Raw genomic sequence first — 14434 nt, 5'->3', positions numbered from 1 at the left:
CCGCGCGGTGCGTCATCGAACGCTCCCAGAACTCACACGAAGGATTCAATCATGAGCTCCCCGCGCACCGTCCGATCGCCCACGACCTCCCGGATCGCGATCCTCGCCGCGGTCGGCAATCTGCCTGCCCTTCTTTCGATCGCGCATGCACAGCAAGCCACGCCGGCTGCGTCGAACGAACTCGTCGATGAAGTGATCGTGACGGCTCGCAACCGCTCGGAGCGCGCCCAGGAAGTACCGATCCCGATCTCTGTCGTCAGCGGCGACCAGCTCGCACGCGATCGTGTCTTCACGGTCGCCGATCTCACGCAGCGCGCGCCCGGACTGACTGCAACGACGCCCAACGCCCGTCGCACCGGCATCTCGATTCGCGGCATCGGCAAGACCAGCGGCAACGACAATATGGAGCCGGCCGTCGGCGTCATCGTCGACGACGTCTTCCTCGGTCACGTGGGCATGACCTACCAGGACTTCACGGATCTGGAGCGTGTCGAAATCCTTCGCGGGCCGCAGGGAACGCTGCTCGGCAAGAACACTTCGCTCGGCGCAATCAAGTACACCAGCCGTGCGCCGAGCTTCACGCCCGAGACGGGCTTCGAACTCGAAGGCGGTGTGAATCGTCCGTCCCTCAAGGCTCGCGGCTCACACTCGCAGGCACTGATCGGAGACACGGTCGCGTATCGGGCGTCGGCGTTCTATGACCAGCAGGAAGGTGATCTGGAGAATGTGAACCCGAGCGGCGGACACTGGCACGAACGCGATCGCTATGGCGGCCGATTGCAGTTGCTCATCGAACCCAGCGACGACCTGAGCGTGAAGATCAATGCCGACGGCGCCTTCACCGACGAGAACAGCAATACCAAACCGTTCATGGTGGATCCGCTAACGCTGAACGACGGCTCGGTACGCTCGACGACGTACAGCACTCGATTCGCCCGCGATTACTTCGGCGGCTATCAACCGATCATCGGCTCCTGGGATCGCATCGATGTCGACATGGCGCGGCCGCTCATCACTGACAACTACGGCGCATCCGCCGTCGTCACCTGGAACGCGGGACCAGTCGATCTGACTTCCATCAGCGCCGCTCGCTGGTTCCACTTCGATGCGAAGAACGACCAGGAACAGACGAAGTTCGCGGTTGCCCGCAGCGGCACCCTGGTCGATACCCGCCAGCTTTCACAGGAATTCCGGCTCGCCGGCAATGTGAACGAACGGCTCGACTACCAGACCGGCCTCTATCTCTTCAACATCGACACCGACACGACGAGCCGCAACACGTACGGCGAGGATGCCGGTGCCTTCTATGCTTCGGACTCGCAGTATCGCGCGCTCAACACCGCGACGAGTCGCCCGCTGCTGCAGGCATCACTGCGGGACGTATTCGTGACAACGCACCAGAATCCGGTTTCCGACAGCGTCGCCGTATTCGGTCAGGTGAACTGGCAGGCAACCGATCGCGCACGGCTCACCCTCGGCTTGCGACAGACTTGGGAATGGAAGGCGAATGACGTCGCCCGCCGCGCCACGCTGCTCGATGGTTCGCCGCTCGTATCGACCGGCAACGCGACTGCCGACGCGATTCGCGCCGCGCAGACCGGCACCGATTACGGCCCCTTCGAAGGCGAGAAGATCACGGACGACTCGATCGCGTGGCTCGTCAACCCAAGCTACCAGCTGAACGACGATGTCCTTCTGTACGCATCCGCCAGCGCGGGCGAGAAATCCGGCGCTGTCGCGTTCGACAACAACGGTCGCCCCGCGAACGTCGAGCCCGAGAAGTCCCTCAACTATGAAGTCGGCATCAAGAGCTATCTGTGGGATCGCCGCGTCACATTGAACCTCAACACTTACTTCACGCAGGTCCGGGACTATCAGAACGTCACGAGCGAGCCCGACCCGACGTCACCAACAGGATTCAGCTCACGGCTCGGAAACATTCCGGAACTGCGCGCGATCGGCGCGGAGTTCGATGCACTCGTCGGGATCACTGACCGGCTGCATCTCACATTGAGTGGTGCCTACAACGATGCGACGTACACGGATTGGGCCACGGCAACCTGCCCTCGCTCGTATCCGTCCTCGGTCGCCGTCTGCAGCAACACCGGCCGGCAGATCGTCGGCGCACCGCGGTGGACGGGCATTGCCGGCTTCGACTACGAAGTGCCGTTCGGCGCGAGCTTCACCGCTCACTTCTTCGGCAACTATGTGTATCGCTCGGAGCACAATCTCGAACAGCTTCTGTCCGAGTACGGGCTGCAGGAGGGCTATTCGCTCACTGACGTCGGTGCGGGCATTCGCTATGAAGCAGCGACCGCAACGTACGAGCTGGACGTCGTCGCGAACAATGTGTTCGACACCCGTTACACGACGAGCGTGAATGACTTCAGCAACAGCGCGCCCGTGGGATACGACGGGATCGGGCCGCGCAGGTATGTGGGGGTGGTGTTGCGGAGCAACTTCTAGGGAATCGTCATCCCCGCGAAAGCGGGGATGACGGGCGTGGCCTTACTTCTGCAGCGCCTCGTAAACCAGCTTCACCGACTCGTTGCGCAACGCGGTCGTGCCGCCATCGAGACGACGCTGAATCAGGCCGACGAAGAAGAGATCGTTCTTCGGATCGACCCAGAACCAGGTGCCGGCGATGCCGAACCACCAGTACGAGCCTTCGCCCTGCGCTGACTTCAGCGCGGCCGGATCGGTGATCACTGCGAAATCGAGACCGAAGCCCGTGCCCGGCAGACCGCCGAACAGCTTCAGCTCGCCGATGTGGTTCTGGGTCATGAGCGCGACGGTTTCGGACTTCAGGACCTGCTTGCCATCGAGCGTGCCCTGATTGAGCAGCATCTGACAGAAGCGCGCGTAGTCATGCATCGTCGAATACAAGCCGCCGCCACCGGAATCGAGCGGCATCACTCGCGGACCCCACTTGTCACCCGTCGGCACCAGTGCTGACGTGGGCGCATCCCAGCGGTAGACCGTCGCCACACGTGGCTCGGCTTTCGCATCGAGCGCGAACGTCGTTTCGCTCATGCTGAGCGGCTGGAAAATGTGATTGCGCAGGTAGTCGCCGAACTTCTCACCCGACAGCCGCTCGACGATGAGGCCCTGGATGTCCACGGCGATCGAATACGACCAGCGCTCGCCCGGCTGGGCGAGCAGCGGGATCTCTGCAACGGTATCGACCAAAGCCTTGAGATCCGGCTTGCCGAGCGGCTGCTTCGCGATGAAGCCATCATCCGCCGGATTGCCCGGCTGCAGGCCGTAGCCGAAGCCCGCGGTGTGCGTCATGAGCTCCTTCATGGTCGCCGGACGCGCGAGGTCGACGAGGATCGGTTTGCCTTCCGCGTCCTTGCCCTTCACCACTTTCAGGCCGGCGAGCTCGGGAACATACTTCGTCACCGGATCGTCGAGCTTCCACAGGCCCTTCTCGTACAGCTGCATGATCGCCACGCCGGTGATCGGCTTGGTCATCGAATAGATACGGAAGATCGTGTCGTCGCTCATCGGCGCGCTGCCGGCATCGAGCGATTGCGTGCCGTAAGTGTTGAAGGCCGCGACCTTCCCCTTGTGCGACAGGAGCGTCACCGCACCGGCGATGTCCTTCTTCTCCACTGCCGCCTTCATGCGTGCGTCGAGAGCCTCTAAGCCCGCCGCGGAGAATCCCGCTTCAGTGCCGACCGCATCGGCACGCACTGGCCAGGCCCCGGTCTTCGCGGAATCCGCATGGGACAACGCGCAGATCGAAAGCAGAAGCGCACTGGCGATCAGCGACCGCCCGCTCCGCAGATGCATCGCGGCGTGATTCATCGATGAGGTCCTCATTCGCTTGTGATGTTTCTTCAAGGTGATGCCAGCAGGCTACTTACCCCTCAGGGTCAGGGAGTGTCTAGCAAGGAATTGTCAGGCCCCGACGGCTCCGATCCGGGTTTAGAAATGTCGGGATGGCCTCCGGGAGCACAATATCACCCCACTGGCCGCCGGGAGGCCGTCGCCACCTCGAGTTTTTTAAGGCAATATCCAGCGCCGAAGGGAAACGCGGTGAATGCAGCGCAACAGGCGCGCCGCCGCCGCTTCCAAATTCTAGAACCGCTGGTATGCCTTCGGCGTGAGGGCATGCAGGCCGCACGTCAACACCGGGGGCAGCATGATTTCGAGATCGAAGTGGATCGGCGTCGGCGCGATCGCCTTCTTCACCGTATCCGCATTCGCGGACGTCACGCCGAAAGTGCAGCCAGGCTACAAGGCGCCGCGCACCGAATACGGCCAGCCGGATCTGCAGGGCAACTGGACCAACGCGACGCTGACGCCCGTCGAACGTGATCCGAAATACGGCGATCAGCTCGTCATCGGCGACAAGGACGCAAAGGCGCTGGAACAGGAGAACCAGGACTTCCGCGACGAGCAGAACAAGCCGACCGATCCGTCGCATGGCATCGAGGATCTGCCCAAGGACTGCGGCGGTGGTTTCTCGGGCGTGAACTGCGGCTACAACAACTTCTGGGTCGATCCGGGCTCACACCTGATGTCGATCAACGGCGAGAAGCGCACATCGATCATCGTCGAGCCGAAGAACGGGCGCTTTCCGGCTCTCACGGCGCAGGGCCAGGCCCGCCTGATGCAGATGTACGCCGCCTTCCGCGGCCCGAACGGCGCTGACGGACCGGAAGTGCGCCCGCTCGGCGAGCGTTGCATCCTTTCCTTCGATTCGAGCGCGGGTCCGCCCATGCTGCCGCTGCTCTACAACAACAACTACCAGATCGTGCAGACCGACGATGTCGTCATGATTCATGTCGAGATGGTCCACGATGTCCGCATGGTCAGGCTCAACGCACAGCACGGCCCCTCGTCAGTGCGCAAATGGCTCGGCGATTCCATCGGCCGCTGGGAAGGCGACACGCTCGTCATCGAGACGACGAACTTCAAGAAGGAACAGAGTTTTCGCGGCTCCTCGGAGAACATGAAGGTCGTCGAACGACTGACCCGCGTCAGCCCGAACCAGATCGTCTACAGCTTCACGATCGAAGATCCGGCCAACTACACCGCACCATTCTCTGGCCAGCTCGCGTTCAATGCGACGAACGAGAAGATCTACGAGTACGCCTGCCACGAAGGCAACTATGCATTGCCGGGGATTCTCGCGGGGGCGCGTGAGCAGGAGAAGACGGCGGCGAAAAAATAGCCATCGTCACTTCCGCGAAAGCGGGAGTCCGCTCCAGTCAAAAAGACGGATTCCCGCGTTCGCGGGAATGACGGCTTGCGCTAAAACCTGAACGTCATCCCCACCGATCCGAACCGGTCGGGCTGCGCCTGCCCTTTATATTCCTTGCTGCGAATCACGTACGTATACGCAAAACGGAACTTGCGCCAGACGACCGCGAGCCCGGCCTGCCCGTCGTAGACGAACGTCTCCTTGTCCAGATCCACGTCGTACGTCGCGGCATCGCCTTCGAGAAAGATGTTGTACGCGACCGCTCGCGCATCGACGCCGGCGAAGACATACCAGCCGAAGCCATCGGCGGGATCGAAGAAAGCGGACCCGGGCAGGCTCGGACGAATCCGCGGAACGCCGAAATCATTGCTGAGATTGGTGCCGATGCGCAGCGTGATGCCTGCATTCGCGTAGGTACCGATGTTGCCGAGACTGAAGCCCACGTGCGGACTGAAATCGAGCTGCAACGGACCGACCTGCTGCTTTCCGTCGCCGGCAATGTTCTGCCAGCGGTGTTCGTAGAGCAGTTGATAACCGAAGGTCTCGACCAGCTGGTTATCCCAGCCCATCGCGTCATCGTCGTGCGTCACATGCTCGTGGAACCCGTTCTGCACTTCCTCGCCCTGCGCGGACGGCCCGACGACACCGAGATTCAACACCCACGTGTCGAGCTGATTGCCGTGGTCCGCGATGACCGCTACGCCGAGATACAACCAGCCAGCGTACGGCCGCTGATCAGGCAGCGGTTCAGTTGCTTCAGTGTCGTCAGGCGTGAAGATGCTCTGGCCCAGAGACACGCCGACGCGAAGATGATCCTTCGTACTCACACCGGGCAGTACGCTCGATCCCGTGCGAAACCAGTCCCAGAGGCCGTCTTCGACGGAGAGGTACGAGAACTCGACGCCGTTCGTGTAGTGATGATCCGTCCCTGCGATAGCGTCGTTCTCCCAGAGGAACGTGAAGGCGCCGTCGCCCTCTTCCGCGGAGACGATCGGGCTGAACGCCAGGCTGGCGATTGCCACCAGAACTCCCGCCCTCCGTGCTTTGGCATCGACTGCGAACACTGGCATCTCCATCATTTGCCCTTTCCGTATAGCCCCGCATCGCACGCATGAGAATGGGCCTTAGGGGCTAAACCTCACGCGCGAATCGCAGCCGATATTCCTTCGGACTCATGCCGACTTCACGCGTGAACAATTTCCGGAAGGAAGCGACGTCGACGTAACCGCAACGTTCGACGATATCCTCCAGCGGCGCGCGATCCGATTCGAGCAGGCGCTTTGCCATCGCGATGCGCTGCGATTGGCGATAGGCGACCGGCGTCATTCCCACTGTCCGCCGGAACTGGCGATTCAACGTTCTTTCCGTCGTGCCGCATCGTTTCGCAATTCTTGCGACACTTTCCGGCGACTCGGGATGCCGCCGCAGGAGCGCAATTGCCCGTGACGCTGGCCCCGCATCACCCACATCCACGTCGATCGGCGCCGCTATGAACGGCGACTGAGATCCACGCCGAGGCTCGACGAGCGCAAGTCGTCCGGCTGCTGATGCGATCTTCGGGCCCGCCAGCTTCCTCGTCAGCTCGAGACAGAGATGCAGGTAGGCCGTGCCCGCAGCCGCAGTCCAGCGGCTGCGATCGCTCATCACGAGCTTCCTGGTGTCGATTCGCAGCTCCGGATGATGCTTCGCGAACCAGTCGCTGAGCCACCAGCACGTCGTGGCCCGATAACCTTCGAGCAGCCCTGCTTCGGCCAGCATCACGGCGCCGCTGCAGGCACTCGCGACGATCGACGCACGTCGCGAAGTCGCGGTGAGAAAAGACTTGCTGCGCGCCGCGCGCTCCACGTTCCGATCGAACTCCTCACGAGTCTCCGACCAGAACGGCGGCACGATGAGCGCTGCGTACTTCCCCCGGGGACGAACCGTCTCCAGTCGTACGCCGTGCGATGCCCGCACCGTGCGCCCCTGTTCACTGACGGCGTGGCACTCGAGCGTTACCGGCGACCGCTGCATCCTCGCGACCGCCTTCGCGATCGCGAAAAATTCGAGCAAGCCCGCACTGATCCAGGAAGAACAGCCCGGATACGCCACGATGGCAATTCTGATACGCGTGTCCGATTTCGCCATGACGAGGTCGAGTATGCCACTGGCACAATTCACCGGCAGAAGTAGATTGGCTCCATCAACGGAGGTGCATATGACGCTGACTGGTTTCGGATCTCTTCTTCGGATCTGGCTATCGAGCGCAGTGGTGTTCGCCACGTCGGTGAGCGCCAGCGAAGCCCCTGCGACGCCGGCGGCGCAGCCATCCGCATACCTCGTGATTTATCGCGCAGGTCCCGCGTGGCCAGAAGGCAAGACGCTTGCAGAGCTGCCGCTGCGAGAGCATGGCCGGTACATGCTCGGTCTGTACAAGCGCGGGGCCATGCGCATGGCCGGGGGCTTCAGCGACGACTCCGGGGGAGCCGCCGTCCTCAACGTCGACAGCATCGAGGCTGCGAAAGCCATCGCGGACGCCGATCCGGCAGTGACCAGCGGCCTCTTCGTCTATGAGCTGCGGCCGTGGCGCCTAGTCGCGTGGGATGAGGTCGCGGCGCGGCAGGCGGCTCCCAAGCCTTGAGACGGACCCAAGACATGGATCCCCGCCTGCGCGGGGATGACGAAGCGGATCAGGTCTTCGGCTTGTACGAGAACTTCTGGCCGGCCACCGATGCTTCGTACATCAGGCCGCCCTTCGCGACGGTGAACACTGCCATTCCCTTGTGATACGCACCGCGCGTGGTTGCGTCCTTCTTGCCGCCACTCGCGCCTACGGCGCTGCCGGTCGAACCAGCGCTCGCGGATGCCCCAGCCGTGATCGCCACGGCCTGCGCGGTCGCAGCGAACTCGAAGTTGCCACCTGTGAATTCTTCGAGCGCACGTTTGTCCTCGAAGAAAATGATCTGGCTGAAAGCCTGGCCGCCGGCCTGGAAACCGACGCTGAGCTGGGTCATCGACGTGTCGCCTATGTACTGGCCCTGGCGATACACGCGGCCCTTGCCGTGCGCCGCGCCGACACCGAGCCCACCTTTACCGACCGTGGGGAACACGGCATAACCGTACGCCTTGCCGAAGAAGGCTCCACTCTCCCCCGCGTTCTTGAAGATGGAGATCGTGTCGTCGTACTCGTCACCGAAAGCCGGTGCCGCTGCGAACCCGATTGCGGCAAGCAGCACTGCCATGAACACACGAATCGGCATGATGAGCGCTCCTGTTGCGAAGATGGTCGTAGTTGGCGTCAAAGCCCCCGGACTGACAAGTCCGCAAGTGCACGGATATTCGTCACCGAGACCGCCCGCGCGCCGACACCGGCCAGATGTCGACGAGCGTCTCCCCAGTAGTGACGTGGTAAGCGTCATACAAGTTCACCGTGGGATCGCAATGAGGCACAGCGAGGCGCACCCGATCGCCGATTGACCACGTATGCCGTCCGGCCGGATCGACGATCGCGCCGTGCTCGTCGCCCATGAATCGATACGTCGCACCGGCCGGAGCGCCGGACACGATGACGGGCAATCCACCATCCGTCGACAGCGCCTTGATGCCCGAATCGATTGTGGCCATGCCGCGCGTGTTCGCGCTGACGACGGTAGCCTCGACGAAGAGCGAATATTCATACGGCACCGTCGGCTGGTTGGCGAGATCGCACTCAGCGTACTGCCGATCCATGAAGATGTAGGAGCCGACCTGCCATTCGTTGAACACCCGCAGCGATGCGTCGATGTAATGTGTCCCAGTGCCGCAGCCGGTGACGATCGTCGGCGCAGCCCCCCTCTCCGAGAGCGCTCCGATGACCGTCCGCAAATACTGCGTTCGATCCGCAATGGCGTCCGCCCGCTCCGCGTAGCTCGCAATGTGCTGCTGCGTGCCGCAGTACATCTGGATACCGCGATACTCGAGCTTCGGGCTGCTCCGGATACTCTCGAGCAGCTCGAGTGCGGCGGAGATCGATGGCGCGCCGGTACGTCGGACTCCGGGATCGATATCGATCAGGACCTTCAGCGTTTCTTCCCGCGCGGCGGCGGCAGCCAATGCAGCAACGTTGGCGGGATTGTCGACGACGACGGCGAGATCCCTCATCCTCGCATTGAGTGCGATCAGTCGTGCGATGCCGGCGGCAGTCACGACTGGCGAAGTGATCAGAATGGACTCGATTCCACCATCGGCGAGCGCCTCTGCCTCACCGAGCTTGGCGCAGCAGATGCCCACGGCTCCGGCAGCGATCTGGAGCCGGGCAATGTGCACGCTCTTGTGGGTCTTGGAATGCGGACGCAGCGAAACCCCCGTCGAGCGGGCGAACGACGCCATCCGTTCTATGTTTCTCGCGAGAGCCTCGCGATCGATCGCGAGCGCCGGCGTATTCAGTTCAGCGCGCGAGCCGGTCTTTCCGAGCAGATGACGGTGAAGCCGCAGATCGTCGAGCATCCCCAGGGAACTCTTGCCGCGAAGAATGACGGCACTCTAGCGATTTCATCGCGACGCAGCCACCCGCGGTCAGGAGGTTTCGTTCTTCCGGGCGCCGCGAAGGTTGAGGATGAAGAGTCCGACCTGGAGAAGTATGAGCGCCCACGCGCCTTCGTTCACCCCCCACACGACCCACAGAATGTTGCTCGCGATGAAGAGCCAGAAGCCCACCTTGCGGCGCCGGCGATCCTGCGATGCCACGGCCCAGGCGGCCAGCAGCGTGACTACCATCGCCGGCCATTGAATGAGCTCGAGGAGGTTCACTCATAGCCAATGATCCGACGGCCCCAAGGTTCCGGCCTCAACCCAACGCGATCACCATCACGTTGCGTCCCGACATCAGTTGCTGAGCGAACGCTTGCACCGCGACTCGCGCAGCTCCCTGCCGATAAGGATTGGCGTCGGTAGTGAACGGCAGCGATCGCCCGTTGAGGCTCACCGCACTCACCCCATGCCCGCGCGAACCGACCTGATAGACGACTTCGACATCACGGTCTTCGAGCCTGCGCTGCACGCGCAAGCCATCCAGCGAGGCCGGCATCACCGGATCGATGCTCAGCGACTCGGATTCCCGGCTGATCCCGAGGAAGCGCCGATAGATCAGGCTCAGCGCAATGCCGGCGCCACTGGAATAGACACGCCAGCCGCCATCGAGAGCGACAGTCCCGTTCACGATCGAGTCGTACTCGGCGCTCGCCTGGTACCGGTCAGCGAAAGCCGCATCGGAGCTCGAGTAGTAACAGTTCGCCTGGCGCACGGTTGCGGTCGGAACGATCGATTCGATGGCAATCGGGTTCGCCTGACAGAGCGCGTGAAAGAAGCCGTCCGCATCGCCGACATGCGCGAGCGCCTGCGCATAGCGCAGATGGGCATGCATGTACATGAGCCCGATTTCGCGGCCGAAGAACGTCGCGCTTTCCGCGCGCTGAAAGAATTGCTGCGGGCCGCCGTGATAGTTCATCGGCCGGTCGAAGAGCCGGACTCCATCCGGTCCCGACAGGTGCGTCCGGATGAGCTGCAGATGCCGGATCGCCTGCTCCTGCGTGAACATGCCTTCGAGGATTGCGTGGATCATCGCCAGCGAGCTGTAGCGCACGCCGGTGATCTCGTCGCGAGGATGCAGCAGGTAGCGCACGTGATCGGCGCGCTCGAACATCGCATAGCCGGTCAGCACGCCATCGACGAGCAGGAGCCGCTGAAAATCGCGCTGTATCGCTGCTGCTTGCGCTTCGAGTCGATCCGCCTCATCGGCCCGGCGAAGCAATCGCAACGCCTTCGCCAGCGTGGCCAACGTCTGATAGTGCAACGTCACCGTCCATGCGCTCGACATGTCGTCGCGCATCGACGGATCGGCTGGCTGCAGCGAATCGTTCCAATCACCATGGCCATATGCGGCGAGCGCGGTTCCAGTGATGATGCGCCGGTGAATCACCGCCAGAGCGCGCTGCGCGTGCTCCCACAGCGTCGCTTGCTCGGCTGCTTTCGGATCGTCGGCAAAGAACGGCAGGCGCTCCTCCAGGATCGTCGCATCGCCGCTGGCCAGCAGATACTGCGACAGGGCCAATACCGGCCAGAACACGATATCGCCGTGCGAGTCGCCGGCACGAATCTTCCGCTCGCGCTCGAAGAACATGAACCACTGCGGCCAGTCGCCATCCGGGCTCTGCGCGGACATCACTCGCAACAACAAGTCGCGCACCGGCGCTGCCTGGCCGAGCGCCAGCAGCATTTCCACCGGCCCCTGGGTCACATCGCGCGTTCCCCAGCCGCCGCCTGAGTATTGCTCGAGACCGCGAGGCGAGAGGTAGTGGATCAATGCGTTGTGCGCGTACCAGGGCAGGATTTCGACGAGCCGCGTCACAGCCTCGGCATGTTCGCTTTGAGCCGGCACGGAGATCGACAGCGCAGCATCCGCTTCCTGCACTCGCGGCGCCGCAGTTGAAGCCGGCTTGTCCGCGACGAGGTGGCCACGGAAGCTGAACTCCGCCGACGTCGCTTTCGCGGTGATGATGCAGAGATAGGATTGCCCGCGCGATTGGCCATCGGCGAACAGGAGTTCGTCAGTACCTGCCTTCTCGATCGTCGTCCCTTTCGTAGCGACGATCTCGAAACTTCCCTGTGGAAATCTCTGCGCGAGCTCACTGCCCGCGGCGGGCCGAATGCTGACTGCCGAGTTGTCGAACGACCAGGACAGCGCGGACCCTGCGTTACCGTCATCTCCGTTCAGGGCAATGTGCTGGCTCAGCAAGCAACGCACGGGCGCCCCGACCTGCACATCTATCGACAGCGTCAGCTCGTGCGGATTACTGCGGGCCTCGCTGCGAACCTCGATGAGTCCCTGCGCATGCCGATAGATCCAGCGACAAGTCGCGGGCGTCATCTCGAACGCCGATGGCATCCCGAGCAATTGCCAGCCATCACCCGCATCGACGAAGACCCGCAGGCCGTGCGACCGGAACAATCCCAGGTAGCTTCGCACGGTGGACAACAGGCGATTGATGCTCACGTGGCCTTGCGTGAGCATCGAATGGAACACGCCGTTCATCCATACAGTCGATGTGAGCGCGGCTTCGTCCGGCACGGCGAGCTGACCGGTTCGAAGCAGATGGCCATGCGGTCGCGTGACTCGCAATTCCTTCTCGCGCAGCACGACGTGGCGGTGGTCGCCATGGAAGAAGGAGAGTATTGCGCCGGACGCGTCTGTCTCTCGATGCCGCCATTCGCCGGGAAACAACTCGCGTAGCTGCGTCGGCGTCAGGGTGGACGAGACAAGCGCCGGCGACATCGTGAACCATGTCCGCGGATCATCGCTCTCTTCTCCACTGTCCGAGCGCGTCACATGCGCCGCGGCCGCTTCCGACAGCGAAACCGCCTGATCGACGGCAGTGAGATCGTCGTCGGACGTGGCGTCGGGATGATCGCTGCTGAACAGGCCGAAAAAGCCGCGCGTCACGACGACTCCAGGCCGCAGTTTCACGCGCTCATCCTGCACCGACACCATCGAGTGTTCGTGCTGGAGCCGGTCGGACGGAAGATCGTGCAACAGCGCACCAGGTGTACGGGAAGCTCGTGTATCCAGCCCATGGAGCTGCAATGCATCCGTCGCGAACCCCGTGCCTTTGCAGAGCGAACCGATCACACACCACGGATTGCGCCCGCCCGCCGCGAGGTTCTGGCGCGACGCCACGACCCAACCCTTGCGCTCGTGATCGAGCGGCGAGTGATCGATGTACTGGCTGACGTAGTACTCGTTCGTCCGAACCATCCCATAGGACGACAGGCCGACATCCTGCGAGTACACGAGATCGATCTCGAACGTCGCGCCGCTGCGATTCTCCACACTGACCTGCCAGAACCAGGCGGGCGCGGTAGGCGACAGATACAGCGCGATGCCGTAGTCGATGCCGTGGCAGCTGCCCGAGCCTTCCCAACGCCCCGGAGCGACCCGGCGGCCGCGAGTCGGACTCGTCGGTCCCAGAAGAGGAACGAAGTCGATGCCGCTGCCGTCCGAATAGCGGCGCAAATAAAGATTCGCGGGACTTCCTTCGACTGCGTTGCCGACGAACAGATTCAGCAGCGTGCCCGCGCACTCGAGCCGGCCGAGCGCACCGTTCGAATAGATCTCGGCGGTCAGGCCGGCGGCACCGGCCAGGCGGCTGAGAACTTCGGATTCCTTGCTCATGCCGCCATTGTCGGCGAGCGCTCTCGGGCGGGGCAATCGGCGCTTTGCGCAGGATTGACCGACAAGGACGCGTCGCTGTTTCGCGAAATCAGCGCAACACGCGCGAGAGACATGCGTCCCGCGATTGGACGGCCGCCCATTGCGCCCGCCATTCATCCGTCGACCGGACTTCCAGCGCAGCGCCGATCAGGTTGTAAGCCTGTTGATTGGTGATGAGACACGCCTCGAAGCGGATGACCGCACCATACACGGTCTCTTCGCTGTCAAGGACGAACCGCTGCGCTTTCAGGGGCAGCACGACGCCGGCGTACTCGCACTGGCTTCCTGACTCATTGCAACCTGTAACGGCAATCCCCACCGGCCGGTCGCATTCGTTCTCCATCGTCCAGCGCAGCACATTGTCCGGGTTGCGACTGAACAGCCGGACACAGCGGGTCGCTCCCCAGATGTCGGGTGGGGCGGCGTCGGTTCGTGAAACGGAAGCGGGAACGGCCCGGTAGTCCGTACGGTTCGCGGTCAATTGCTGGTGGGGCGGTTCCTCGATGGAACTGCGGACAGCAGTCGTGGAAATGGACAGCGGGTCGGTGCGCGACGAGATTGCACGACGCGCTGTATTTGTCGGCTCTGCGGGATCCGAGCGCGGAACTTCCTGCGGAATCACACCGGGAATCGCCAGCACTCGTCCGGGAATTGCGATCCCTTCATCGACCGGCGGATCCGCACTCCACGACACGAGCGATGCCCATCGCGAAGACGACAACACCGCGATGGTCACGGCAACAAGGAAAAGACTGGTCGCGCCCGCAATGGCCAATCTTCCTGCGGGACGCATTCCGCGCAGGGCGCCCAGGCGGCTGAGCAAGTAGCTCGAAAGCGAAGCTGCCACGGCCAGCAGCAACACGGACAGCCACAAAGAAGGCCACGTCGAAGCGCCGATCGTCATGACACCACCCCAGTGGATGCGCGATGCCTGGATTTCCCTGTTCCGACAGCGGATAGAGTGCGGACGCGGGTGGCTAGTTCAGAAAAAGAGACTG

General features: G+C 62.9%; 11 protein-coding genes. 3 read left to right on the top strand and 8 right to left on the bottom strand.

Annotation, left to right across the window (positions count from 1 at the left end; genetic code table 11):
• Nucleotides 1-51: 51 nt before the first annotated feature.
• The gene (locus HNQ60_RS12860; RefSeq protein WP_184332375.1) at nt 52-2466 is read left to right on the top strand and encodes a TonB-dependent receptor; all 2415 of its coding nucleotides are present in this window, start codon (nt 52-54) and stop codon (nt 2464-2466) included.
• Nucleotides 2467-2508: 42 nt separating this feature from the next.
• On the opposite strand, the gene HNQ60_RS12855 is transcribed toward HNQ60_RS12860, so the two are convergent.
• Nucleotides 2509-3810, bottom strand: a complete 1302-nt coding sequence (locus HNQ60_RS12855; RefSeq protein ID WP_221304177.1) for a serine hydrolase domain-containing protein — start codon at nt 3808-3810, stop codon at nt 2509-2511.
• A 337-nt stretch (nt 3811-4147) separates the two neighbouring features.
• Here HNQ60_RS12855 and HNQ60_RS12850 point away from each other — a divergent pair, with 337 nt between their 5' ends.
• Nucleotides 4148-5182 (top strand): hypothetical protein, encoded by a 1035-nt coding sequence (locus HNQ60_RS12850; RefSeq protein ID WP_184332373.1) that lies wholly within the window; start codon nt 4148-4150, stop codon nt 5180-5182.
• Nucleotides 5183-5262: 80 nt separating this feature from the next.
• Here HNQ60_RS12850 and HNQ60_RS12845 read toward each other — a convergent pair whose 3' ends face one another.
• On the bottom strand, nt 5263-6234 hold the full coding sequence (locus tag HNQ60_RS12845; RefSeq protein WP_184332371.1) for a lipid A deacylase LpxR family protein: 972 nt from the start codon (nt 6232-6234) through the stop codon (nt 5263-5265).
• A gap of 109 nt (nt 6235-6343) precedes the next feature.
• Nucleotides 6344-7339: a GlxA family transcriptional regulator gene (locus tag HNQ60_RS12840; protein WP_184332369.1), complete on the bottom strand. Its 996-nt coding sequence runs from the start codon at nt 7337-7339 to the stop codon at nt 6344-6346.
• Nucleotides 7340-7409: 70 nt separating this feature from the next.
• On the opposite strand from HNQ60_RS12840, the gene HNQ60_RS12835 reads away from it, so the two are divergent.
• Nucleotides 7410-7832: a YciI family protein gene (locus HNQ60_RS12835; RefSeq protein ID WP_184332367.1), complete on the top strand. Its 423-nt coding sequence runs from the start codon at nt 7410-7412 to the stop codon at nt 7830-7832.
• Between the two features lie 49 nt (nt 7833-7881).
• On the opposite strand, the gene HNQ60_RS12830 is transcribed toward HNQ60_RS12835, so the two are convergent.
• The 5 genes from HNQ60_RS12830 to HNQ60_RS12810 all read right to left on the bottom strand — a co-directional run bounded on the left by HNQ60_RS12830 (nt 7882) and on the right by HNQ60_RS12810 (nt 14340).
• Nucleotides 7882-8451, bottom strand: a complete 570-nt coding sequence (locus HNQ60_RS12830) for a lipid-binding SYLF domain-containing protein (RefSeq protein ID WP_184332366.1) — start codon at nt 8449-8451, stop codon at nt 7882-7884.
• Nucleotides 8452-8533: 82 nt separating this feature from the next.
• Nucleotides 8534-9676 carry a DSD1 family PLP-dependent enzyme gene (locus HNQ60_RS12825; RefSeq protein WP_184332364.1) on the bottom strand — a complete coding sequence of 381 codons (1143 nt, stop codon included), beginning with the start codon at nt 9674-9676 and terminating at the stop codon, nt 8534-8536.
• A 69-nt stretch (nt 9677-9745) separates the two neighbouring features.
• Nucleotides 9746-9946, bottom strand: coding sequence for a hypothetical protein (locus tag HNQ60_RS12820; RefSeq protein ID WP_184333731.1), 201 nt, complete (start codon nt 9944-9946; stop codon nt 9746-9748).
• Between the two features lie 70 nt (nt 9947-10016).
• Complete coding sequence (locus HNQ60_RS12815; RefSeq protein WP_184332362.1) at nt 10017-13397, bottom strand: GH36-type glycosyl hydrolase domain-containing protein; 3381 nt, start codon at nt 13395-13397, stop codon at nt 10017-10019.
• Nucleotides 13398-13485: 88 nt separating this feature from the next.
• Nucleotides 13486-14340 (bottom strand): hypothetical protein, encoded by an 855-nt coding sequence (locus HNQ60_RS12810; RefSeq protein ID WP_184332360.1) that lies wholly within the window; start codon nt 14338-14340, stop codon nt 13486-13488.
• Between the last annotated feature and the right edge of the window lie 94 nt (nt 14341-14434).

It is taken from the genome of Povalibacter uvarum (genome assembly GCF_014202975.1).
Lineage (GTDB): Bacteria > Pseudomonadota > Gammaproteobacteria > Steroidobacterales > Steroidobacteraceae > Steroidobacter > Steroidobacter uvarum.
The sequence above is the reverse complement of the archived record's forward strand: the minus strand, read 5'-3'. Positions and strand labels throughout refer to the sequence as shown.